Source organism: Rhizobium sp. Root483D2 (assembly GCF_001426685.1).
Taxonomy (GTDB): Bacteria; Pseudomonadota; Alphaproteobacteria; order Rhizobiales; family Rhizobiaceae; genus Pararhizobium; species Pararhizobium qamdonense.
Genome location: NZ_LMFB01000039.1, coordinates 67,648 through 90,692, shown reverse-complemented (window position 1 = coordinate 90,692; position 23,045 = coordinate 67,648). Strand labels below are relative to the sequence as shown.

At 56.7% G+C, this 23,045-nt stretch carries 20 protein-coding genes and 2 pseudogenes; 13 read left to right on the top strand and 9 right to left on the bottom strand.

Annotation, left to right across the window (positions count from 1 at the left end):
- Window positions 1-349 precede the first annotated feature (349 nt).
- A protein-coding gene (locus ASD32_RS24265; protein WP_200953640.1) for an IS3 family transposase occupies window positions 350-1,488 on the top strand; the annotation gives its coding sequence in 2 pieces (ribosomal slippage) (window positions 350-617 and window positions 617-1,488; 1,140 coding nt in all).
- A 68-nt stretch (window positions 1,489-1,556) separates the two neighbouring features.
- Window positions 1,557-2,471, top strand: a pseudogene (locus ASD32_RS30835) (ABC transporter ATP-binding protein); the annotation flags it as partial.
- Here ASD32_RS30835 and ASD32_RS24260 read toward each other — a convergent pair.
- A complete protein-coding gene (locus tag ASD32_RS24260) occupies window positions 2,468-2,896 on the bottom strand; it encodes a hypothetical protein (protein WP_060640600.1) in 429 nt (142 codons plus the stop codon). The pseudogene ASD32_RS30835 and the gene ASD32_RS24260 sit on opposite strands and share 4 nt — an antisense overlap.
- 423 nt (window positions 2,897-3,319) lie before the next feature.
- Between ASD32_RS24260 and ASD32_RS24255 the strand changes: the two genes are divergently transcribed.
- The 3 genes from ASD32_RS24255 (at window position 3,320) to ASD32_RS24245 (ending at window position 6,079) form a co-directional block, all read left to right on the top strand.
- Window positions 3,320-4,720 (top strand): sensor histidine kinase, encoded by a 1,401-nt coding sequence (locus ASD32_RS24255; protein ID WP_156383326.1) that lies wholly within the window; start codon window positions 3,320-3,322, stop codon window positions 4,718-4,720.
- Window positions 4,717-5,364 (top strand): response regulator transcription factor, encoded by a 648-nt coding sequence (locus ASD32_RS24250; protein ID WP_060640598.1) that lies wholly within the window; start codon window positions 4,717-4,719, stop codon window positions 5,362-5,364. The genes ASD32_RS24255 and ASD32_RS24250 overlap by 4 nt, the downstream gene beginning before the upstream one ends.
- A 313-nt stretch (window positions 5,365-5,677) precedes the next feature.
- The gene (locus ASD32_RS24245; RefSeq protein ID WP_060640597.1) at window positions 5,678-6,079 is read left to right on the top strand and encodes a DUF1236 domain-containing protein; all 402 of its coding nucleotides are present in this window, start codon (window positions 5,678-5,680) and stop codon (window positions 6,077-6,079) included.
- Window positions 6,080-6,772: 693 nt separating this feature from the next.
- Here the strand turns inward: ASD32_RS24245 and ASD32_RS29190 are convergent.
- Window positions 6,773-7,204: a hypothetical protein gene (locus tag ASD32_RS29190; protein WP_082546911.1), complete on the bottom strand. Its 432-nt coding sequence runs from the start codon at window positions 7,202-7,204 to the stop codon at window positions 6,773-6,775.
- Window positions 7,205-8,067: 863 nt separating this feature from the next.
- Between ASD32_RS29190 and ASD32_RS24235 the strand changes: the two genes are divergently transcribed.
- Together ASD32_RS24235 and ASD32_RS24230 are read left to right on the top strand one after the other, a co-directional pair.
- Window positions 8,068-8,319: a hypothetical protein gene (locus tag ASD32_RS24235; protein ID WP_060640595.1), complete on the top strand. Its 252-nt coding sequence runs from the start codon at window positions 8,068-8,070 to the stop codon at window positions 8,317-8,319.
- Window positions 8,320-8,673: 354 nt separating this feature from the next.
- Window positions 8,674-9,501: a Hint domain-containing protein gene (locus tag ASD32_RS24230; protein ID WP_060640594.1), complete on the top strand. Its 828-nt coding sequence runs from the start codon at window positions 8,674-8,676 to the stop codon at window positions 9,499-9,501.
- A 124-nt stretch (window positions 9,502-9,625) separates the two neighbouring features.
- Here the strand turns inward: ASD32_RS24230 and ASD32_RS30135 are convergent, their stop codons facing one another.
- Both ASD32_RS30135 and ASD32_RS24215 read right to left on the bottom strand, forming a co-directional pair.
- Entirely contained in the window at window positions 9,626-9,958 is a 333-nt protein-coding gene (locus tag ASD32_RS30135; protein WP_060640593.1) for a hypothetical protein, read from the bottom strand.
- Window positions 9,959-10,903: 945 nt separating this feature from the next.
- Window positions 10,904-13,075, bottom strand: a complete 2,172-nt coding sequence (locus tag ASD32_RS24215) for an EAL domain-containing protein (protein WP_060640591.1) — start codon at window positions 13,073-13,075, stop codon at window positions 10,904-10,906.
- A 447-nt stretch (window positions 13,076-13,522) separates the two neighbouring features.
- On the opposite strand from ASD32_RS24215, the gene ASD32_RS24210 reads away from it, so the two are divergent.
- Both ASD32_RS24210 and ASD32_RS24205 read left to right on the top strand, forming a co-directional pair.
- Entirely contained in the window at window positions 13,523-14,332 is an 810-nt protein-coding gene (locus ASD32_RS24210) for a DUF1206 domain-containing protein (protein ID WP_060640590.1), read from the top strand.
- Between the two features lie 313 nt (window positions 14,333-14,645).
- Window positions 14,646-15,290, top strand: a complete 645-nt coding sequence (locus ASD32_RS24205; protein WP_060640589.1) for a BA14K family protein — start codon at window positions 14,646-14,648, stop codon at window positions 15,288-15,290.
- A gap of 85 nt (window positions 15,291-15,375) precedes the next feature.
- Here the strand turns inward: ASD32_RS24205 and ASD32_RS24200 are convergent.
- The 5 genes and pseudogenes from ASD32_RS24200 to ASD32_RS24180 form a co-directional block, all read right to left on the bottom strand.
- A pseudogene (locus ASD32_RS24200) lies at window positions 15,376-15,899 on the bottom strand (transposase); the annotation flags it as partial.
- A gap of 199 nt (window positions 15,900-16,098) precedes the next feature.
- Window positions 16,099-17,331 (bottom strand): ABC transporter substrate-binding protein, encoded by a 1,233-nt coding sequence (locus tag ASD32_RS24195; RefSeq protein ID WP_060640691.1) that lies wholly within the window; start codon window positions 17,329-17,331, stop codon window positions 16,099-16,101.
- Window positions 17,332-17,360: 29 nt separating this feature from the next.
- On the bottom strand, window positions 17,361-18,407 hold the full coding sequence (locus ASD32_RS24190) for an aldo/keto reductase (protein WP_060640587.1): 1,047 nt from the start codon (window positions 18,405-18,407) through the stop codon (window positions 17,361-17,363).
- 10 nt (window positions 18,408-18,417) lie between these two features.
- On the bottom strand, window positions 18,418-18,768 hold the full coding sequence (locus ASD32_RS24185; protein WP_060640586.1) for a TIGR04076 family protein: 351 nt from the start codon (window positions 18,766-18,768) through the stop codon (window positions 18,418-18,420).
- Window positions 18,761-19,513 carry a GntR family transcriptional regulator gene (locus ASD32_RS24180; RefSeq protein ID WP_060640585.1) on the bottom strand — a complete coding sequence of 251 codons (753 nt, stop codon included), beginning with the start codon at window positions 19,511-19,513 and terminating at the stop codon, window positions 18,761-18,763. The genes ASD32_RS24185 and ASD32_RS24180 overlap by 8 nt, the downstream gene beginning before the upstream one ends.
- A 106-nt stretch (window positions 19,514-19,619) precedes the next feature.
- Between ASD32_RS24180 and ASD32_RS24175 the strand changes: the two genes are divergently transcribed.
- The 4 genes from ASD32_RS24175 to ASD32_RS24160 are packed head-to-tail and all read left to right on the top strand — an operon-like array spanning window position 19,620 to window position 23,045.
- Entirely contained in the window at window positions 19,620-20,429 is an 810-nt protein-coding gene (locus tag ASD32_RS24175; protein WP_060640584.1) for an ABC transporter ATP-binding protein, read from the top strand.
- Complete coding sequence (locus tag ASD32_RS24170; RefSeq protein WP_060640583.1) at window positions 20,426-21,169, top strand: ABC transporter ATP-binding protein; 744 nt, start codon at window positions 20,426-20,428, stop codon at window positions 21,167-21,169. The genes ASD32_RS24175 and ASD32_RS24170 overlap by 4 nt, the downstream gene beginning before the upstream one ends.
- Complete coding sequence (locus tag ASD32_RS24165) at window positions 21,166-22,077, top strand: branched-chain amino acid ABC transporter permease (RefSeq protein WP_060640582.1); 912 nt, start codon at window positions 21,166-21,168, stop codon at window positions 22,075-22,077. The genes ASD32_RS24170 and ASD32_RS24165 overlap by 4 nt, the downstream gene beginning before the upstream one ends.
- A complete protein-coding gene (locus ASD32_RS24160; RefSeq protein ID WP_060640581.1) occupies window positions 22,074-23,045 on the top strand; it encodes a branched-chain amino acid ABC transporter permease in 972 nt (323 codons plus the stop codon). The genes ASD32_RS24165 and ASD32_RS24160 overlap by 4 nt, the downstream gene beginning before the upstream one ends.

Below are 23,045 nucleotides of genomic sequence, written 5' to 3'. Positions count from 1 at the left end.
ACGGTCTCAGGGTCCGCCTCAACGCTCTCCATGTCACCACGACACGGAAGACGGAAAATGCAATGGGCGGCCAGAACAGCACTGGCGGGTGGGCGCTGTAGAGGAGAGTGTCTGATGGAAGCTGATCGCCGAGGGGTGTCATGCTGAATACACAGGACCGGCAAGTTGGATGGGCTTCGGGCCATTATCGTCACGGTGGTGCTATACGCACATCTTTACGCTGCTGCGCTCGGCTCTCTTTCTGGCGGCGGTCGTGATGGCTGTTAGAGCTGGCTCGGGAAATCTGCACAGCGGGGATAAGTGGAATTTCTGCCTGACTTCGGCTTAGATGCCAGGAACAGGAGATACCATGACGAGACGACCGCGCCGGAACCATAGCCCGGCTTTCAAGGCAAAAGTGGCGCTCGCCGCCATTCGAGGCGAGCAGACGCTGGTGGAACTGTCCCAGCAGTTTGACGTGCACGCCAACCAGATCAAGCAGTGGAAAGACCAGCTCCTTGAGGGGGCGACAGGCGTTTTCGGCGATGAAGCGAAGGCGGAACCGGCGGGTCCAACCGTCGATGTCAAAACGCTGCACGCCAAGATCGGGGAGCTGACGCTGGAGAATGATTTTTTAGCCGGAGCGCTCGGCAAGGCGGGATTGCTGAGCGGAAAGAAATGATCGACCGCGAGCATAAGCTATCCGTCGTGCGCCAGGCGAAGCTTCTCGGCTTCAGCCGTGGCAGTGTCTATTATTCGCCGCGTCCGGTGCCTGACGGCGATTTGGCTCTGATGCGCCGGATCGACGAGTTGCATCTCGACTACCCATTTGCCGGAAGTCGGATGTTGCAAGGGCTCTTGAGGGGAGAAGGGCTGGAGACTGGGCGGCTTCATGTCGCCACGCTGATGAAGAAGATGGGCATCGAGGCGATCTATCGTCGCCCGAATACCTCCAAACCCGCGCCAGGGCACAAGATTTACCCTTATCTCCTACGCAAACTGGCGGTCACAAGGCCCAACCAAGTCTGGGCGATGGACCTGACCTATGTTCCGATGGCTCGCGGATTTGTCTATCTTTGCACCGTTGTGGACTGGTTCAGCCGGAGGGTTCTGTCGTGGCGACTGTCGATCACGATGGAGGCAGCCTTCTGCATCGAAACAGTCGAGGAAGCGCTGGCCCGTTATGGCAGACCCGACATATTCAATACCGACCAGGGTGCGCAGTTCACCTCGATGGACTTCACGACGGTGCTGAAGAAGGCGGAAATCGCCATCTCGATGGATGGCAAGGGTGCGTGGCGGGACAACGTCTTTGTCGAGCGGCTCTGGCGTTCGATCAAATACGAGGAAGTCTACCTCCACGCCTATAAAACAGTGTCCGAGGCCCGCGCTGGCATCCGCCGCTATCTGACCTTTTACAATAGCCGACGCCCACATTCATCCCTTGACCGGAAGACGCCGGATCAGGCCTACTTCAACGCGCTGGCACCAATGATGGTGGCGGCATAATCGAGGCGGAAATCCACTTAGCGAAACGCCCGAAACTGTTCAGACAAACCGAGCCAGCTCTGTTGGAGGTGAGCTTTTCGGTCATCGTCGCTTTCGTCGTCCTGCTCTACCGGTGGCAGCCGCACATGCGTGCCATGCAGCTGTCATGGAGCCAAATGCAGGATTGGAGCGGCTCTTTAGAAAGGTCCGATGGCTGTTGGATCTCTCCGACAAGCCTCCGCCGCCGGCAGGCGAAGAGTCGGCCCGGGACTTACCCAGCAGATCAAATTTGACGGTGCAACGTTCAAATATCCCGGCTCAGTGAACAGCCGGTGGTACTGCACGCCGCCACATTTTACATCCGTCCGGATTGCTCGACTACGATCATCAGTCGATCTGGTACGGGGAAAATGATGATCGTCAATCTTCTGTGTCGGCTGTTGAGCCCGACCAGCGACATATTCTCGTTGACGGATACCGCTGGACAGAATCGACCCCAAGAAGTGGCGGCGCCAGACTGCCCTTGCCAGACATGATCTTGAACTGGTGGATTGAACCATTCTGGAAAGATCACCTGTCGCGAGAGCTCTTCGATCCGGGATGCAAAGCGTGCTGCCGGCCCTGCGAGCGCACGAACTTATCGAAAGAACCGCCGCAAGGGTATGTAACGATTGTCGGGTACCGTGGCGCCGGTCTATCGGCCGGTCAGCGCCAGCAGATAAAGTTTACAAGGGCTTGATGCCGGATCCCGAGATCGTATTGACGAAGCGACAAACGCCACGGATGGCCTGTCGGAAGAAGCCATCATCGACATCCTGAGATCAAGGGTAGCCCGCCGCACGACCATCGTGATCAGCCACCACCGCAGCAAGATCTCGTTCTGCGACGACGTCTTCATTATCGATGAAGGCTACGAAGCTAACCAGGCTCCTTTCGGCGAATGGCGTTTACGGGCACGGATCATCGTACGAGCACGCAGGGCGACCGGCGTCGTTAGGTTTTAGAACTGTTCGCCCGAGCGCGACACGTTGTGGCTTCCCCGTCGCACAATCGTAGGCTTGGCATGCCGGCGATTAGTTATCGGGATCGAGTATATAGAGGTGCGTTCCGGGTCGGCCTTCGCTTTGACTTTACAACTTCCCAGCTCAGTTATGAAACGCCACAACGCCTCGTCGATTTGGCGTTGCGCATCGGCCAGAACCCTGGCGCTTCTTCCGCTGTAGCGTAAGCAGCTATAGGTGACCGCGTTGCTTATCGCGACATCGGCAAAACGGCGACAAGCAGGCGAGACTTCCACCAGTCGCAAGGCCGCCCGGATGTTGATGGCAAAAGCCAGTTCGAATTCGATCGCAGTAAAATCCCCGTCGAGTGACGCTGGATGGAAGCGCTCCAGGAAGAGGCACCAGGATGGATCGGCTTTCATCAGCATGACTTGCCTCGGTTTCTTGCCATTCGAGGTATATTGGCCGATATCCAGCCAGCGCGCCTGAGGCTTTGGTCGTGTGCGGGCGGTGACATTAGTCCAAGGATCGAGCTCGCAGTGCGCCGGGTCCCGCTGACACGAAAGTGTCAGCGGATATTGCAGTCTGGAAGGTGTGTGCTCACAAGCGATGACCTGGAAGATATGCAACGGTCTTTAACATGCTGAAAGTTCAGATCGTCTCCATGGAGCGACGCGGAAACGGTACACAAGTTTAGGACGGCAGCCTCGCCAGCAATTCCCCCATTCGACGTTGCAACGAATATTTTTTTCTGTCGGTCCGGCATTATTGACGAATAGCGTCGACGCCTTATTTTGTGACGCTTGATAGCGCGCCGGAATAAGAGAGTGCGTTTGGGAGCTGAATCGATCATGCGGTTGTTCGCGGAGCGTTACCGCTGGAATACCCCCAGTCTGGCCCAACAATTTCTCCTCATCGGAGGTTTGGTGTCGCTTGGGGCGACGATCATAGTTGGAGCGTTCGTTACCAGTCTGATTGAAGCTGCCGTCACCAGGAACACCGGGGCTGCGACCGCTCTATACGTCGACAGTGTCATTGCGCCCCTCCTACCCGACATGCAAACCAACGACGATCTCAGCGAATCGGTGCAACGAGCACTCGACGAGACTTTGGGCCAGGGAACTCTGGGGAAACGGCTATTGTCGTTTCGTCTTTGGCGCCCCGACGGCACCATTCTCTATTCAAACGAAAAAGCTCTGATTGGAAGAAAACTACCGATCAGCGATGGGCTACAAACGGCACTATCTGGGACGATGGTTGCTGAGTACGACCATTCCGACGATGTCGGCAGTGAAACTGTTCGTGATAGCGGCTTTCCGGTGCTTGAAATTTACAATCCGGTCCTACAGCCGTGGTCCGGTGAAGTCGTCGGCGTCCTCGAATTTTATGAAATCGCCACCGACTTTCAGCACAGTCTGAACCACGCCCGCCTGCAGAGCTGGCTCGCGGTTGTGGCATTCACGACGTCTTTTTTCGCAATTCTGTCGGTCCTCGTCTTTAAAGGCAGTAGGACGATTGACAGTCAAGACAAAGCGTTAAAGCAGCGAATTCGCGAACTGTCTGAACTTCTATTGCAGAACGGCGAGCTTAGCGCGAAGCTCCAGCGAGCAAGCCAGCGCACAACAGCGCTCAATGAACGATACCTCAGACGCCTTGGAGCCGAACTCCACGATGGCCCGGCGCAGCTAGTCGCCTTGGCCGCACTGAAGGTCGACAGCGAGGCCATCAGCAATCCTCGAACTTCGCGTAAGGCACGAGATGGCGAGATCGCGTCAATCAAATCCAGTCTTGATGACGCAATGCAGGAGATCCGCACAATTTGCAGCGGTCTCGTCCTGCCGCAGATCGAAGGCGCCAATTTGCGGGAAGTAGTTGAACGCGCCCTCAAAGCCCATGCTGAGCGAACAGGCGCACTGGTCGAGCTTTCCCTATCACCCGCGTCTCCTCAGCTCTCAATCTCAGCGAAAATCTGCGTGTTTCGGTTTTTGCAGGAGGCGCTCAACAATGGGTATCGTCACGGCGGTGGCGCTGAGCAATATGTCACCCAGACCTACGACGGTCGAATTGTCTCGGTTACAGTCGGCGATAGCGGTCCGGGTTTTGACCCAACTAAAATCAAGCATTCAAGCCTGGGCTTGTCGGGTCTGCGAGAACGGGTTGAAAGCCTTGGGGGAATATTTGAATTGAAGACGTCTCAACGGGGAACCGAGCTGTTTATGTCCTTAAATCTAGATGAAATGGAGCCCTCATGATGGGAGAAATTACGATCGCAGTCATCGACGATCACCCGCTTTTCCGTGAAGGCGTCATGCGGATTCTTTCGGACATCCAAGGTTTCAAAATACTTGGTGAAGGCTCAACAACGGAGGACGCGCTTGAGATCTGCGCCACCCTGAAGCCCGATATCCTGCTCATGGATATCTCGATGCCAGGAGGTGGGCTGAATGCGATCCTGCCTATCCTGGAAATCAACTCCGAGCAAAAGATAATGATGCTGACAGTCTCGGAAACAAGCGACGACGTCATGAGCGCCCTAGACAAGGGGGCGAAGGCCTATGTTTTGAAGGGCGTCGGATCACGGGTGCTGGCGGACATAATTAAATCGGTCGCCGCAGGAGAGACATATGTTTCCCCGACTCTGTCAGCTCGGCTCCTCTCTGACATGTCATCGGCGGCCGCCTTGGCAAAGCAGCCCAATCCAATCAATGAGCTGACGAGCCGAGAACATGAGGTCCTGAACCTAGTTGCGGAAGGGCTTAGCAACAAGCGGATAGCGCTCCGGCTTGGGGTCCATGAGAAGACCATCAAACAGCATATGACCCATATTTTCGCAAAGCTCGGGACAAGCAATAGAACGGAAGCCGCAATGGTTCTGCGCAATCGCACTGTCGTTTAGAGAGCTTCGGTTCAACCTGCAACAGTCCGGTTGCCAACATCGTAGAAATTAGGCCTTCGACCGGCATTAGAAACCATCGAACTTCATGCAAACTCGTGTCCATTGTCGCCTCCTATGTCCAATCGAGCTTGAGTCCAACGCGCCGGAAGGTGCTCCCCAAGATGGCGTGCAAGCCACTCTTACTGTGTTACTACAGGACTTTAGACCTACCAGTTTCCGCCGATCGTCTCAGAGAATTCGGACTGTAGCCCTAAGCGGGAACAGCTTTCTAAATATGGCGTTTTGCTGGTGTAAACGAAAAAAGGAGACTGTCATGAAATCGAAACTCATTCTCGTATCAACCCTCGTCACAGTCGCGCTCACTGGCACCGTGCTCGCCGAGGACGCAAGCGGAACAGTCACAGGCGCCGCCGGTGGTGCCATCACCGGTGCGATCGTAGGTGGCCCCGTGGGCGCTGCAGTCGGCGGTGTGGCCGGTGCAATCGCCGGCACGGCTATTGATCCGCCGCCAGCCCGCGTAGTCACCTATGTTCAGGAGCAGCCTGTACAAAATTCGGTCGTGGTCAAACAACCGATCGTCGTTGGTAAGCCGGTGCCCCAAGAGGTCGTTCTAATGCCGATCACTGAAGATCCGCGCTATTCCTACACTATTGTCAATGAGCAACGTGTCATCGTCGATCCGCAGACACGCACCGTCGTCCAGGTGATCCAGTAACTGTGGCCACCCAGCCCCACGGTCATCTTGAAGGAGTGAAGCTATGAACAGTTTGATCTGGCTCATTGGAGCAATTGTGATCGTCGGCGCAATCCTGTCGTTTATCGGGTTCGCGTAAATCTTGGCAGGGCGATACGCAACGTACCGCCCTGCCTTCCCGCCCCAATGAGACCCAAAAAATGTCTTATCAACACACGCCGAAGTCCGGTGCCCCACTAAGCGGGGTTTTCATCTTTGTTTTTCTGGCCATGGTTGGATTGACCCTCACGTGTTCTCCACGAGCATGGCCGGACGGTCTCAACGGCAGGTAACGGTGGTTTTGCCGGTCGATAGCACTCAGTTGAGCCAGGAGAAATGATATGCACCATTCACAGCTCGTCCTCGCGTAGTCCAGCGCCCGGTTGATAGTGGTTCTAACGAGACATGACCTAGCAGCACTGCACTTTCGCTTGAGCTGACATTTAAAACACATAAAAATACATAAATGAGCGTTAGTCAGCTGATTGTCATTTATCCGGTAGACAAAAGACCAACTCACGCGGATTCTAACGTCGGGGGGGGCCGCCCACTATCAAGGATCTGATGGCATTTCTCCAGTGAAAGCTTGAAGGTGCGGGCGGCAAACAGTAATCCATCTTGCTGCAATTCCCTACGTTTAGGGCCGGATGTCTTCGAGACGCACGCCAACAGCTTTTAATGCAGAAATCTCAGACGGATCTCATCTGCGAGGGTGGCCTGACGGTTCACGATAGTGCGACCTTTCGAATCCTTCATGATATATCGGCCATCGCGCACGACTTCGCTGATCCCGTCGCTATGGCGAACAGATAGTCCGGCAGAACCGGTCTTGCCTTGCGAACCCTGACCCTTTGCGCCTTGAGAGTTTCCCCGAGTTTCGCTTTTGCCCGCGCCAGAATTGCCATTGCCGCCGCCGTTCCCGTTACCCCCACCGTTTCCATTGCCGCCGCCATTTCCATTGCCGTTATTGCCATCTTTTGCAAAAACAGAATGGGAGGCAAGCTCCGGGGTAAAATCCGAAACCTTTATTGTGTAGGGGGTTGCCGCAAGCAATACGCTCAAGAGAATGCCGAGTTGAGGGTGAACAATTTTTCGGCCCGTCGTCATGTGGGACTCCTTAAAAGCGAATCTATCTAGCGTCCATCGCCTAAAAGCACGCAGGCATGCGTGTTATAGTACCGTATACTCTGAATTTGATCACTCAGATCGTCAACTTAATGAGATCGTTGTCGTCCTCCCTACCACTTCTCCATCTCGCCCAGGCATAAGCGGTTTCTGTTTGTGTTGATTTTCGGGCAACGATAAGAGCATCTGTCGTTCACGCCGATTTCGAGGCAAAACTTGTTGTTCGCAGCATAGGTAGGACCTTTGCTCTGATTTTGTTCCAAAGGTCTTGGTTCGTTATAGGGCCGAAGCCGGATGGCGGCATGATCTACGAGAGCTATATCGATAGAAGCCTGTCTTGCGAACTAGCTAGCGCTGAATAAATTGCTGGTTGTTACGAGGGTCTGAAATGCCCGAGGGATATACGATTTACGCTCACACCTTGAAATCTGGGAGTTCCTCGTTGGACGAAGCTAGGGACTATGAAAATCGTCGTCACTGTCTCTTCCTTCTCGAAGATCCTAATCGAAACCTTCCGGCGTCTACGCTTGTCTATAGGGTTTTGCTTCACCCGTTCGAGATTGGAGCCCTCCTCGGTATTCTGAATGACGGAGGGTGTGCGTTGAGAGGTTAATGGACACCATAGTGCCGGTTGGGGAGGTCTTTTGATCATGCATCACATTTTCGTTGGTGAGCATCTTCCAGGCCCAGACCGTTTACACAGGGACGCGAAGGTGGTTGCCTCCAGGGAGAGAATCGGCGAGCGGTTGGCCTGTCGCATCTTGGATGTCCGAAACGATTGAAGTTCTTCACCCAACGCCAGCCCAATACTCCATTCCCGCGTCGACATGGAAGGAAACTGCACGATGACGCATTATGCCTGGACAATTCGAGGCAGCGGCTTGCAAGACTTACAAAAGGTCACCACGCTGCCGGAGCTTCACGACGTTCTTCAGTTGTTGAAGCTACCGGGAATAGCGCCGCCGGCATGGCTGACTATGGATCCTTGGCGCGAAGAGCTTTCCGGGGATGGCCGCTACGTCTATGATGAAGGTGGCTCAGATGAATGGTCTGTTGTCTGGACAAAAGTCTACTACGGGCCCGGTGACGTTGCCTAAGAGTGACGCTGTTTACGAAATCTCATCGGCTCTATCCTACAGGATGACCCGCCGCTCGAAAGAACGCCGGGTCTGGCTGGGGTGGCAGTGCCGCCGTGTCTGTGCAATCCACCGGCGAAGGTTGAAACAGGAACTTACGACTCGATTCCTGCGTGAGCGACGCACAGGACCTTTGCCAGTCCAGGATGGACTTTGGTCCGGCCCTTAAAGCCACCTTTTGGATGTCAGAGTTTGCTATATCGCCCAAGGGGTCATCGAATCGCTCAGTCGGATGATAAACGTACGCACTTTTAACAGGTTAAATTCCAGAGGTGAGGCATCTATCGTTCTCGAACATCAACGATGGAGGAAAAAATGCCCACTCCCCGCGATCGCTCACTCAAAACGCAGCTGGCACGGCGCCATTTCTTGGGCATTGCTGCAGCCGCAGGCGCCAGGGTCGCCGCAGCAACAGGTGCGGCAGGTGCGATTCTATCAGCTTCAAGCGCCCACAGCATGGGGAGAAACTGGGGCAAGCGTGGGGGAAAAGGACAACACGGGTCAAATTGCTTTCTGCGCGGGACCACCCTCTCCACGCCGACCGGCGAGGTAAATGTCGAAGAGCTTGCCATCGGCGACATGCTAACGACGGTGACTGGGGATGCGATGCCCATCCGGTGGATTGGTCGTCGGACCTACAAGCCAACCCGTTACCCTGCGACCGAAACCGTAATGCCAATTCGGGTCCGACGGCATGCCTTGGACGGACAAGTCCCTCATTGCGACCTCTATTTGTCGCCGGGGCATGCTTTGCTCGTTGACGGGGTTTTGATCCGGGTGATGGACCTCGTTAATGGGGTGTCCATCGCTCCCGCTCTTCCGGAGGGCATAACGACCATTGAATACTTCCATATTTTACTCGATGGTCATCAGGTAATCCTTGCTCAGGGTGCCCCAACCGAAACTCTGCTCTTAGACGGGCAAAATGACGAACACTTTGCCAACTTCGCTGAACTGCGGCACCTGATTCCGGGGATTTTGAATACTCCAATGAAGCCTGTAGCGCCGATCGTTGGCTACGGAGGGAAGGAGCATCTGACGGCGCTCTTACGGATTGCGGCTAGCCTAGTCGGGGGACGTCGAGTAATATGGGATAACTACGAAAAGATCGCGGCTCGTGCGTATTCGGTTGACCAGCACTGAACTCTTTCGAACGCGTTGGCCTCTTTCGCCGTGGAACTGTTTGTTGGCAAGACTGGAGGAAAAATTAATCTATTGGCTGCAGTTGGTCCTGCGGCATTCATTCTCGCTTTTCAAAAATTCAAGTTTACCTATATCGCAGAAGACGTCGGGCTATAAGACCGAAAACAATAAACACTCCAATCTTTCCTGTGAAGCCAGTGAGCGATTTGACAGAATTGTGCTTCTGGTTCGCGTGCAAGGAGATCGCGGGCTTACCCGAGACTATTTCTCGAAGCCGGGCGACGGAAGCTATCAGCCGGCGAATCTCTTCAATATCGGAGAGGCCAATCTTGCCTTGAACCGGTTGAGAGACATGGCCAGTATTTAAGGCCTCGCTCTTCAATTCTGCGAAGTATTCGTCGATCTCGTTTTCACCCTTCGAAAGAACGCGCTTAAATCGTTTGTCATCGCTGTGCACGATTGATTTGCTCCAAAATAAATGTCTGAACTCCTAGTAAGACAAAGGATTTACAAAGAGTCTGCCCCACACCGTTAGGCACCGAGGGGGCACCTCACTGTCCGTGTCTACGCGCTGGGTTTGTTTGTCCTGATATCCTTTACTACTTCTTCGACCGCCATCAGAGCCTCCTCTACGGTCCAGCCAGATGATGTGGCTGCAGATACGATCGCGTCTATAAGGGGGTGGACAAGCTCTTCGCACTCCATCGTACGCTGCATTTCGCCAAGTTCATGAGTCGGTGGGGGGATTTGCATGCTGGTCTCCTTCGCATGGAAACCCCGGGCTAGATAGAAGGTTCCTCAAAGGTTAATTCGATCCAATCGATGTATATTGTGCGGCTAAGGCGCAGAACTTGACAAAGAAAGGCCGCGCTATGCGCGACAATATCCGGATAGCGGCCGACGACGAGAATCTCACGATGATACCGGTGACCAATAAGACAATCCGTCCCCGGCAATCGCGCCAAAAATTGCTGCGGCCGACCAGAGCCTCAGGACCAGAACACTGCTCGGCACGTACGCGCGTGCGGCAAGATGTCTACCGTTCCCGAACAGCGAAGCCAAGGATTGGGATGGCCTTAAGCGCAAGCAGGAACTCCCCGCGATCTAGGCAATGTTGGGACGCGCTCAGCCATTGAATCACCGAAACAAGAGACGCGACGATGCCGGTGGTCCTACAGGATGTTGGTGGTCAGCGGCGGCTCTACTGAAAGCTGGCTCCCAATATTAAGCCGTTGGCCCCTGCTTTCCATGGAAAGGCAAGATTTTCTTGCAGGGTGTTTTTTCGCTCGTCCCGGACCCTCAGCCGCGGCGCTCGACGAAATTCCCTGGAAGCCACCCTGCCGACGGACGCGTCTTAAAATCTGCACGACAGTTGACCCCGGATGAAAGAAGCATATTCCAATCAACCCCGCCCATGTTTCGCGTTGCCTGTATTAACAAGCGCCATGACCTCTTCACGAGCTATTGGGCGAGACATCAGAAATCCCTGAACGTTGTTGCAGCCCAACGACTTTAGTGCTTCCCTCTGTTCGTTCGTCTCGACCCCTTCTGCCGTTGTCTGAAGGCCTTGCGCCCGTGCCATATTGATGATCGCTTCCACAATCGCGCTGTTTTGACCTCCGCTTATCCCTTCTATGAAAGATTTGTCGATCTTGAGCCTGTCCACGGTGACGTTCTGAACCCGGGAGAAGGAAGAATATCCTGTACCAAAGTCATCGATGGCAAACTTTACGCCCGCAGTTCTCAACATGGTAATGTTTCGCTCAGTTTCCTGTTCGCCATTGATGGCAAGGCTCTCTGTGATTTCGATCTCGAGTCGACTCGGTTCGACCCCCCATTTTGCCAACGTGGAGAGAACGCGAAGCGGGTAGCCGGGCGAGCTTAGTTCCGCTGCGGAAGCGTTTACGGCAGCACTGATTGACGGCAGAAATGCAATCAGGCTGCACGCGTCTTCAAGCACCAGACTGCCGATTTTGTGGATGAGGCCAATTTCCTCTGCGAGCGGAATGAAAACGTCAGGACCGATTGGGCCCAACTCCGGGTGTATCCACCGTGCGAGCGCTTCAACTGAGCAAGGTCCCGAACTGTCTGCTAGGTAGACAGGTTGATAAGCCACCTCGATCTGTGTCCCCCCCGCGAGTGCGTCACGAAGACTATGTTCAAGTTTTCGTCGCGTACGAAGAAGTTCGTCCATATGATCGCCGAACACGGCATATGCGTTTCGCCCGGCAGCCTTGGCATGATAAAGTGCTATATCGGCCTGGCGCGTTAGTTCGTTCGCCTCGGCGCCCGGACCGGTTGCAGTCGCTACACCGACACTCGCCCCTATCGTAATATAAACGCCTTCTATCTCAAACGGCTCGCGCAGGCTCGCCACTATTCGATTGGCTGTGTCGGCAACTTCACTGCTCCCTATCATTTCGAGTAAGACAGTGAATTCATCGCCACCGATCCGTCCGATCAGGGCGTTCGGTAGAATATCTCTCATTCTCTCTGCAACGAGAGCAATCAACTTGTCACCTATCGGATGTCCGTACGTGTCATTCACTGCTTTAAACCGGTCAAGGTCTATGAAAAGCACGCTACGGACATCTTCGGGCTTTGAACGCTGGAGCCGCACGACAAGTTCGTTTTGGAAATGAGCCCTGTTTGCAAGTCCCGTTAGAGTGTCACGAAGCGCTAGGCTCTGAAGTTCCTGGCGGTTGGAATTGAGTTTGACCGAGCGCCCCCAGATAGCATGGCCGGCCAAACTTGCCGCGATAAATATAGCAACGACGGAAAGACCTATGACCGGCAAGGTCGCGTCCAACACGTTTGTTCCGGGTTCAAATGGATGCCAGTTGAAATACCCGATGATCTCCCCCGATTTCGACCTGAGGGCGATCTGCGAGTGACCCTTGTCGTGAGGCATTGTGGTCATGAACTGCATTTCGGCGAATTGATATTCGCCACCGATCTGGATCGGGAGATCGCGATCAAGGAACCGTACGGCTATATGAAGGTTTTCTTCGCCGGCCCGCTGCTTGATCTCGCCAGTGTCGGAAACAATCGGTTTGACGCTGATCACAGCAGGTCGTCCACCCACGAATGTCAGATCGCTTTCGCCGATCGAAAGAACCCTGTCCGATATGCCCTCCTGATCTGCGGCAGCAAGTCGTTTATGCAGACGACTGGCCAATGGACTATAAGCCCGATAAAAGTCGGTCGCCGTGGAGGCGCCGAATGGCTTCGCAATGAACTCGTAGATTGGCTTTCCATCCGCTGAGAGTACGAAAGCAGCGTCATGGCCGAAGTAGGTGTTCATCCATTGTCCGAGGTTAACGTCAAGCCACTCGAGATCACGCTCCCTCGTCTTGACCACCGCGTCGTCCCAGACGGTAGCGCTCTCTTGATCATGGGCGACCGATGACTGCAACTTCGACACAATGAGCGTGACGAGATCTTTCTGCCGCGCCGCGGCCACTTCATCCGTTCTGGCTGCCGCCCAGTATAAGGTGCCGAGTAGCATCGCCCCTACCAATGCCGATACGCTTGCGGGAACAATCCATTTCACCAACAACTGCGACTGCTTCATGATGCGCTATCTGCCTTTTCATTGGGCAGGAACCTAGGGCCTCTGAGTTAAACCGGCGGGAATGGATACGGTTAATAAAAAATAATTTGTCACTTTACGTGTTACACAGTGAATTGCGGCGGCGATACTGGTGCTGGTTATCCACTCACGAATGAGCTTTGCCCCGACATGGCTCACCGATGGATTTTATTCAGCGGCGACGTCATCATCTCCTGTCGCAAGCGCTTTGCTCTGCGGCTTGCAAGGATAATCCTCGGCGCATGGAACCTCAATGAACACCTTTACACTGAATTCTTTAAGCTGACGGCATAGACCAATTTTGGACGAGGCGAGTTACCGTCACTGGCCTGTAGGGTAATCTAGAACGGTGGAACCTGGGTACAGCACAAGAGTTGTCGGGGTGTGGCGATGCATTGCCGTATTGATTGCTTAACCCAGTGAGGTCCCATGCAAATCCAGTCACCGTTGATATGGCTTTCCCGATCCGGCTATGCCGCACGCGGCCTCGTCTACGTGCTCGTTGCCGGGCTCGCGCTGTCTTCATCAATCGGTGGCGGTGAGCCAAACTCGAAATCCGCTCTCAACGTAGTGCTTGGACAGCCATTTGGACGTGTCTGGCTCGGGGTGATCACAGTAGGGCTGTTTGGCTTCATCGCGTGGCGTTTCGCACAGTCATTAGCCAACTCTGATGGTCACCCCGCGACCCTCAAAGGGTATGGCATACGAGTAGCCCTACTGATCAGCGCAGTGACCTACAGCAGCTTAGCAATTTATGCAGCGAGTTTGGCCCTTGCTTTCGACAAACAAGGAGGTTCTGAAGGCGAGGCGACCCTCGCTGCCTGGCTGTTTGAACAACCCTTCGGTCGATATTTGGTGACGGGCGTGGGCTTGGCTATCGTCGGCGCGGGAGCGGCACAGATCGTTAAAGGGGTAGGCCACGGATACCGGAAATACCTAGAAATCCCCGATACCGCCAGAACTGCCGTAGATTGGATTTGCCTCTACGGCCTTGCGGCCCGCGGCGGCGTATTTATCATCACCGGGATGTTCTTCATCTATGCGGCCTTCACAGTAGATCCAGGCCAGGCAGGCGGCATTTCGGAGGCCTTGTCATGGGTCCGCCAACTTCCCTTCGGTGCTGGCCTTTACGCCATCGCTGCAGTTGGTCTCCTTGCGTTCGGCATCTACGGCTTCGTAGAGGCAGCCTACAGACGTATCCGGCCACACGCCGTTGCGGCGATGGCGATATCTTATTAGCGGTCTATTGCCTGACTCCGATAGTCAATCCGTCATGGAACAGCCCGCCCCCGGTTGACAGTCGGTGTCAAACACATCGAGCCCTTATGGTCCGTTCGATCTAGGACTTTAGTCCTGCTTTGCCGCAGCAAAGGACCAACAGACGCGGTATCGACACTTCAAGGCGGAACTCCATAACAGCAGTTGCGTTTGATGGCCCAATGACCACGCTATCAGGATGCGGCAGCTCGTTTTGAGACATTCTGAAGCCTTACCAGCATGACCGTTCTCCCTCGCCTCTACTCGGGACCAGTCGGAACGCAGGAGCTAAACGATGAGCTATCCAATCGCGCCCGTGTTGGGCATCGCACTCTCGCTGACCGCAATTGCCGGGAGTGTCATGGCCATCCCCAATTACCTTCCGGAGCGTGAAATCGAAAAGCTGGGGAATATTGACATCACATCATTTTGGACATCCCGTCCAGTGTCAGTCGATCCCAGCAAGCAAAATTTTGAGCGCCTTCCCGCTCTCGTCGTTGAACTGCCGAAGTCGGCGGTGATGAGTTTCAGCGCGGACAACATCGTCGCGAAAGAGATCCAACCTTCGATGCGCGATGTACGACCCGGCTCAACCGACGAGGGCGAAATGGCAGGCGTTGGGCTGACCTCAAATTACCAAGCCGACACGGAAGTGGCGGCATGGTGCGCAGAGCGTTACAGGTCGTATCGCGCCTCAGACAACACATATCAGCCCTACATAGGTGTACGCCGTGAATGTGAGCCTCCTTTTGCAGCTTCGGTTCATAACCCTGCGACAAACGCTGAGGTCGACCACGCCGCTGACATCAGTGACCTCAGATACACCGGAGACACCCATTCTCAATGGTGCTTCGCGCGCTATCGCTCCTATGACCCGGACAACAATACTTACCGGGCGTTCAGCGGGGAAATTCGCGCTTGCGTTTCTCCTTACATTTGACAGCAAACGGCGACAGTGTGTCGCGTCGCGTAATTACCTCCACCTTCGCGCCATAAGCTGCATTGGCAGTGAGCTGGCCTATCTAATCATCGATCTGATCCAACAGGGCAACAGTTGCGAGGCATCTCCAGCATCCAATCATCTCGCCATTGTCGGCATCATCAGTAAGGTGCAGTCTTCCCCAGCTACGTCGAAACTTCGCTCCGTGCGTTTCTTCCAGCCATTGGCCCGCGCCATAGACTTTCAGCCCGGTACCGTCGACCAGAACGTGAATGGCGCCGTCCGGAGGATGCTGCCGGTCGTTGCCGCTATCCAGTGGCTGCCAGCCATGTTTGGATCTGCTGCTGAGCGTGGCGTGATCGTGCACACGCAAATCCAATCCCAACATATCAAAGACAAAACTCAAAAGCCCTCCGCTCGGGCGCAGCCGTAGCCCACACACAATGCTCAGCACCAGCGTCGTTTCGATAGCCAGATCCGAACGGAGAGGCTGTCCCCGCGCGGTTTGCGCGCCGTGGAGATGCCCCACACGCCACTGCGTTCGTCTTTCTCCAAAGGGTTAAAATGCCAAGGCGGCGAAGCCCCCTCATACTGCTGCCAGTTCGCCACCTTAACTTCATCTTGCCCATGGCATGACGGCGGGCGTCGTTATCTTTGTGCGGCATGCGGGATCGATCACGCTATTTTCTCATCTCGGCCGCATAGATGCAGAACGTTGAATATGGTCTTTGCACACTTTAGCCTAAGACACTCTGCCGTGGAATAGGACGTGGTGGGCCTGGGGCGCTGCCCCAAGCCCACGTTTGGCTTATTTCGCAGCCTTGATCTTGGTGACCTCTTCGGCACTCAGTTCGCCTACCGTTCTCACATCGCCATTGGTTATCTTCCAAAGGCGGAACGGGCCGGTGATATCGCCATACTGGTCGAAGCTTACTGGACCGATGACGCCTTCGTACTTGACGGGCTTGCCGTCTTTGATCAGCTGCAGGGCCTTTGCAAACTCTTCCTTACCGGCATGGATGGGGGATCCACCTTCGGCGACTACTTCAGGCATCGCGGCCTTGATGGCAGCAGCATCCGACTTGCCGGCCTTCGCAATGGCGAGCGCAACGATCGCACCTGCATCGTAAGAACGATCCGCAGCCGGCGCGGTCGGAGAAATGCCGCCTGAGAAAGCCTCGTAGTTGCTGTTGAAATACTCGGTCGATGCTGTCGGGCTGGTACCGGACGACGTGCCATAGGCATTTTCGAGATACTGCGCACCGACGCTCTCGATGAAGTCCTTTGAGTTCATGCCGTCGTTCAGGAGGAAGGTCTGCTTGCCTCCGCCGGAGATCCATGCGCGAGCGATCGTTGCGCCGTCAACCGGAGTGCTGACGAGATAGAGCGCATCCGGCTCACCCGCCATGGCAGCACTGGCTTCAGACGCATAGCTCGACTGCTTCTCGTTGTAAGGCGTGGTCGAGCTGATGGTGCCGCCAAGCTTTTCGTAGGCGGTGATGAATTCTTTCACCATATTCACGCCAAAATCGTTGTTGACGTTGATGATTGCGATCTTCTTCAGGCCTTGGTCCAGTGCATACTTGGCAGCGGCGGTCCCCTGGAGGGCATCTGATGTGATGGTGCGGAAGAACACACCATTGGTCTTGCCCTCGCGGCCAAGCTCGGTGAGCGTTGGCGACGACGAAGCCGGCGAGACCTGCACGATGCCGGCCGGTGCGGTGACCGAGGTCAGGATCGGGATGGAAACTGACGAGATGATGCCGCCGATGATGACGGGAACTTTCTTGATGTTAACCAGCTGGGTTGCCTGATCGACGGCGACGTTGCCCTGGCTCTGGCTGTCGCGCGTATCGGCCACAATCTTGCAGCCGTCGACGCCACCGGCATCGTTAAAATCGCGAAAGGCCATTTCGACGGACTTGGCACCCGCCTGGCCATATTCGCCGGCAGGGCCTGTCAGCTCCATGACGAGACCGACGGTGATGTCGCAGTCGGCTGCGAAGGTTGGCGCCGTGGATGCGGCGAGGGCAGCGACCATGGCGGAAAGCAGAAATGTGGTTCTCATTGTTATTCCCCTTTGTTGAGATTGTATTTCATGATGCTGCCGTGGCGGCCCTCCCGGTCCCGCTCCAGCGTATAGACGTCGCCATCCAGAGGATGTGCTTGGCTTCGGATCGCCTCGATCTCCGCCAGATCGGTTACCGTAAGCGCGATATCGGCAATCGCGAGATTCGATGGCAGGTGATTGCGATTGCGGGCGCCGACGATGACTGCGGCCGCGCCCGGCTTGGTGAGCATGGCAGCGCTTGCAACGGTGGCGATATCCACCTGATGGCGGTCGGCGATTTTTCTGAGCGTCGAGAGCAGCGCCTGGAACAGGTCCCAGCCGCCAAAATCGTCGATAATCAGCTTGTACTTGGTCAGTGACCTGTTTTCGAGCGGATGATCCGGCTCAGGCTTGCCGAGCCAGCGATCGCCGAGGAAGCCGCCGGCCACCGTGCCATAGCAGAACAGCGCGAAATTCTTCTCGGCCGCTAGCTGCACCATGCGCTTTTCCGGGCGCCGGTCGAGCAGCGAGTATTGTAGTTGCAGCGAGGTGAATGGCACGCCAGCGCCAACGATTGCCTCAATATGGTCGCTGTCGAAATTGGTGCCGCTGATCTTGCCGATCTTGCCGGCCTGGTGCAGCTCCTTCAGCCAGCCTGCCGTTTCCAGCCAGCCCGGGATGTCATAGGCCCACCAGTGAAACTGCACGAGATCGAGGCAATCAAGATTGAGCCGCTGGCGCGATGTGTCGATGACACTCTCGACATAGGCCTTGCTGATAATGGGCAGCACCGCCAGATCCGGCACGAATTTGGTGTGTACGCGGATGCGCGCCAGCGCCTCGGCGCCGCGCAGGTTCCTGTAGGCCAAACGAAAGCGACCGATCAGTTCCTCGACGCCGGTGTAGATATCCGCACAATCGAACGTGGTGATGCCGGCATCGGCAAAAGCGATCATGTCCTCGACGGCGCGGTCGGCATCAACAGCGCCATGCCCGCCCGCCAGCTGCCAGCCACCGCGTATGACGCGGGAGATGTCGTAGTTAGGGGCGATGGTAATGCGTTGCATGATGTCGGTCCTATTCGTCAATCAAGGGAACAGCCGTCGTCGCGGCATGGCTGAAACGGCGGATGCCCGTGCGGGTGATCCTCAGCCGGGTAGAGCAATTCGGGTCCGGGCAGGCGATATCGGCATCCGTGGTCATCCAGTCGTTACGATGCGTCGGGCGCTGCTTGGCGGCCAGAAGCGGCAGGACGGACGACAGCGAGTAGAGGGAGATGCCCTGCCCCGGCGGCAGGTGCAGCATCTCGCCCTGCAGCTCGAAATGATCGCCGGGCTTTGCGCCGCAATAGACGTTACCGCCTTCGGGAATGATGATATCGACACGCAGGTCGAACAGGTCGAAACCATCGTCCACGGGGTCAGTCATGGCTCGCGCCCTCCACTGTGATATAGGGTGCCCTATCAAGCCGACCGCGGATAAGGTCGAAGGATCGACTGATATCGTTGGACAACGACTGCATCGCGCTTTCGACATCGCGCCTCTCCAGTGCATCTATCAGGGCCCAGTGGTGGTTGGTCGCCGCCAATCCCCCCTGTTCATCATGGATATGCGCCGCCTTGCGAATTATGGCGCCCGATTGCAGCCAAAGGCTCTCGACGATCGGGATCAGCACCTGCGAGCGCGCAGCTTGATAAATGTGGAAATGAAAGCGCTGGTTCAGTGCCGAGGTGACATGCCCGATGTCTTTGCCATGCTGATCGAAGGCTTTGTCGCAATCGACGTTGATCTGTTTCAGTATCGCGAAATCGTCATTGGTGAGATTGGGCAAAGCCAGCGCCACCATCTGCCCCTCGATCAAGATACGGGCGCGGGCGAGGTCGTTGAGGCGGTCACGGGTGATCAGCGGCACGCGCACCGACCGGTTGGGCAGGGATTCCAGCGCCTGCTCGGAAACAAGCCGCCCCAGCGCCTCGCGCACCGGCATCGTACTTGTCTGCAGCCGTTCAGCGAGATCGACGATGCGCAGAACATCTCCGGCGTCGAACATACCGTTGATCAGCGAATTACGCAGCTGCGCATAGACTCGGTCCTGCAGAGTCTCGCGACCGACCGGCGACAGGGCGTCGTCGCGATCAGGGCCAGCAATAACAATTTCGGAGGCTTTCCTCATTTGGACAGACATCCCACCAGCTCCGGCCGCTTTTTTGGGTTGCATTTCTCTATGCAGTAAAGTTTGATCAAACATCACCGATCAAATCAAGAGCCTTCTTTCAATCATGCCCTCTCCCGTGTCACAAGCAACATTGAACGCTACGCCCACTGCCCGGGCGGTGATCGATGCCCTCAATCTGGTGAAGACATTCGAGGGCAACACTGCGGTTGCCGGCATGTCGCTCAGCCTCGCCGCCGGCGAGATGGTCGGGCTGATCGGGCCGAACGGCGCGGGCAAGACGACGCTCTTCAACCTGATCGCCGGCAGCCTGAAGCCGACATCGGGCGAGATTTGGGTCGACGGTTTGGATGTCTCGCAGGAAAGCCCTGAAAAGCGCATCAGCCGCGGCGTCGGGCGTACCTTCCAGATTCCCAAACCCTTTCTCGACATGAGCGTGCTCGAAAATGTTCTGGCCGGCGCGCAGGCGCAGGACGGCGAAAACCTTCTCGCAAACTTCCTGCGCCCCGGTCATGTCCGTCGGCAGGAAAAGCTGGCGATCGACAAGGCGCGCGCACTGCTGGAATTCGTGACGCTGTCGGGCCTCGAGGCGCAGCCTGCCAGGGTGCTTTCCGGCGGCCAGCGCAAGCTTCTGGAACTGGCGCGCATCCTGATGGCCGATCCGCAAGCCATCCTGCTTGACGAGCCGGCCGCTGGCGTCAATCCTGCGCTGCTTGAGATCATCATGGAGCGCGTTATTTCGCTCAATGCCGAGGGCAAGTCGATCCTGCTGATCGAACACAACATGGATATGGTCTCGCGGCTCTGCTCGCGTGTCGTCGCCATGGCGCTGGGCAAGCCGCTGGCCGAGGGTACGTGCGCCGATGTCGCCTCCAATTCGGATGTGATCGAGGCCTATCTCGGTGCGGTGGCATGACGGTGCCCGCTCTTGAAACCCGCGCACTTGTTGCCGGATACGAGCCCGACCTGCCGATCGTGCGCGGTGTCGATCTCTCTGCCTCGCCGGGCGAACTGCTGGTGCTTCTGGGGCCGAACGGCGCCGGCAAGTCGACGCTGGTCAAGGCGATCGCCGGCGTCGTGCCCTTGCACTCCGGCAGCATATGGCTCGGCGATCGCGACATCAGCCGCGTCGCCGCCCATCGCAAGATCGGTAAAGGCCTCGCCTTCGTGCCACAAACGGAAAACATCTTCGCAACGCTGACCATCCACGAAAACCTGCAGCTTGCCGTCGCTATATTGCCGAAACCTCTGCGGGCGGAAAAGATCGCGGCGCTCTACCGGCGCTTTCCCGATCTAGCGACAAAGCCGTCGCGACTGGCGGGAGCGCTTTCCGGCGGGCAGCGGCAGATGCTGGCTGTCGCCCGGGCGCTGGCCGTCGATCCGACGGTGCTCATTCTCGACGAGCCCTCGGCTGGCCTGTCGCCGAAGATCGTGGCGGAGGTCTTTGCCATGCTGAAGCAAATCAATGCCGGTGGCGTTACCGTCATTCTGGTCGAACAGAATGTGAAGGCGGCGCTGGCCATCGCCAGCCGCGCCGTCATCCTGGTAGAAGGCAAGATCCGCCATGAGGGCGAAGCGTCTTCCCTGCTCGGCGATCCGCTGATTGCCAGGCTCTATCTCGGCACATCACAGTCGCAGGAGGCGAAGCGGCCATGAACCCGCAATTTCTGATGGACGGTCTGATCGCCGGTGCGATGATCGGCCTGGGTGCGATCGGCGTGACGTTGACCTATTCGATCCTGCGATTTGCAAATTTTGCCCACGGCGAAATGCTGTCTTGGGGCGCCTATCTTGCGCTGGCGGTAAGCGGTGGTCTCGGACTGCTCTCGACCACGCTTACGAAGCCTATCGGCCCGTTCTCCTTCGGCTGGTCCCTGCCGCTTGCGGCGATCCTTGCGATTCTTCTGACTGGCTTACTGGCGCTCGCCGTCGACGCCGTTCTGTTCGGTCGCCTGCGGGCGCGCGGCGGCGTCGTGATCATTCTTGTAATGGCGAGCTTCGGCGCTTCGCTGGCGTTGCGCAGCCTGCTCGAATTCATTTTCACGTCCAAACCCGCCTACTACACCAAGGCGCTGCAGATAGCCGTCCAGATCGGCGGCGGCCTACGCGCGACGCCGGATCAGCTTCTATCGCTCGGCGTCGCGCTCGTCGCCGTCATCGCGATTCATCTATTGATGACGCGTACCGACATCGGCCGTTCGATGCGGGCAGTAAGCGAAAACCCGGCGCTTGCGGGCATTGCCGGCGTGGATGTGCGGCGGGTGATCTGCGTGGTCTGGTTCGTCGGCGCAGTGCTCGCCTGTATCGCCGGCATCATGACCGGGCTTCTTGTGCAGATCCGCCCATATCTCGGCCACGACCTGCTGCTGCCGCTGTTTGCCGCAGCGATCCTTGGCGGCATCGGCAGCGTGCCCGGCGCGATGATTGCCGGGTTGATCGTCGGACTGTCAGAGGCAGCAGCCGTGCAACTGGTCGGTGCGGAATGGCGCGCGGCCGTCTCTTTCATTATTCTTGTTGCGGTTCTGCTTTTGCGTCCCCGCGGCCTGTTCGGGAGAGCGGCATGAGCCTCGACCTGATAGCCTATGTCTCTTTCTTCCTCACGATGGCGCTGACCTATGCCATTATGTGCCTCGGCCTTAACTTACAATGGGGCCAGACGGGCCTGTTCAACGTCGGCATCGCCGCCTTTGTCGCTATCGGCGCCTATATATCGGCACTGCTGACAACACCCGATGCCGCCGATCGCGTTGGCGGCTTCGACCTGCCGATTGCCGTCGGCTGGATCGGAGGAGCGATGGTTGCCGGCTTTGCTGCCTGGCTTGTCGGCGCGCTCACCATCCGGCTGCGGTCCGATTATCTTGCAATCGCCACGTTCGGCGTTGCGGTCACCGTGCAGCTCTGCGTCCTTAACCTTCAGCCGCTCACCGGTGGCGCCTTCGGCATCGGCTTCATACCCCGGCCGTTCAGCAGTCTGGCAGGAAATCCACTCGCCTTCGGCCTCTCCAATCTCGCGCTGATGGCAGCCGTCGTACTGGCGCTTTACCTTGCGCTGCAGCATCTGGCGAAAAGCCCTTGGGGGCGTGTGCTCCGGGCAATCCGCGAGGATGAGGCGGCAGCGCAGGCGCTCGGCAAGCGACCCATCCGTTTCCGGCTGCAGGCCTTTACCATCGGTGGCGCAATTATGGGGCTTGCAGGTGCCGCGCAAGGGCACTTCATCGGCTTCATCGCGCCGGACAATTATCTGCCAATCCTGACCTTCCAGGTCTGGGCGATGCTGATCGTCGGCGGCTCTGGCAACAATCGCGGCGCGATCCTCGGCGCCGTGCTTGTCTGGGGTCTCTGGGCGCTGTCGGCGGCCGCCGTTTCCGCTTTCGTACCACCGGAGCAACAGGCACGTGCCGCATCGCTGCAGATCGTCATGATCGGGGTCGGCCTTTGCCTGATCCTCCTGATGCGCCCCCGCGGCATCCTTGGCGCTTCCAGCGCGCTGGCATCGCAGACGCGCAAGCTCGCACAAAAATCCAAGGAATAA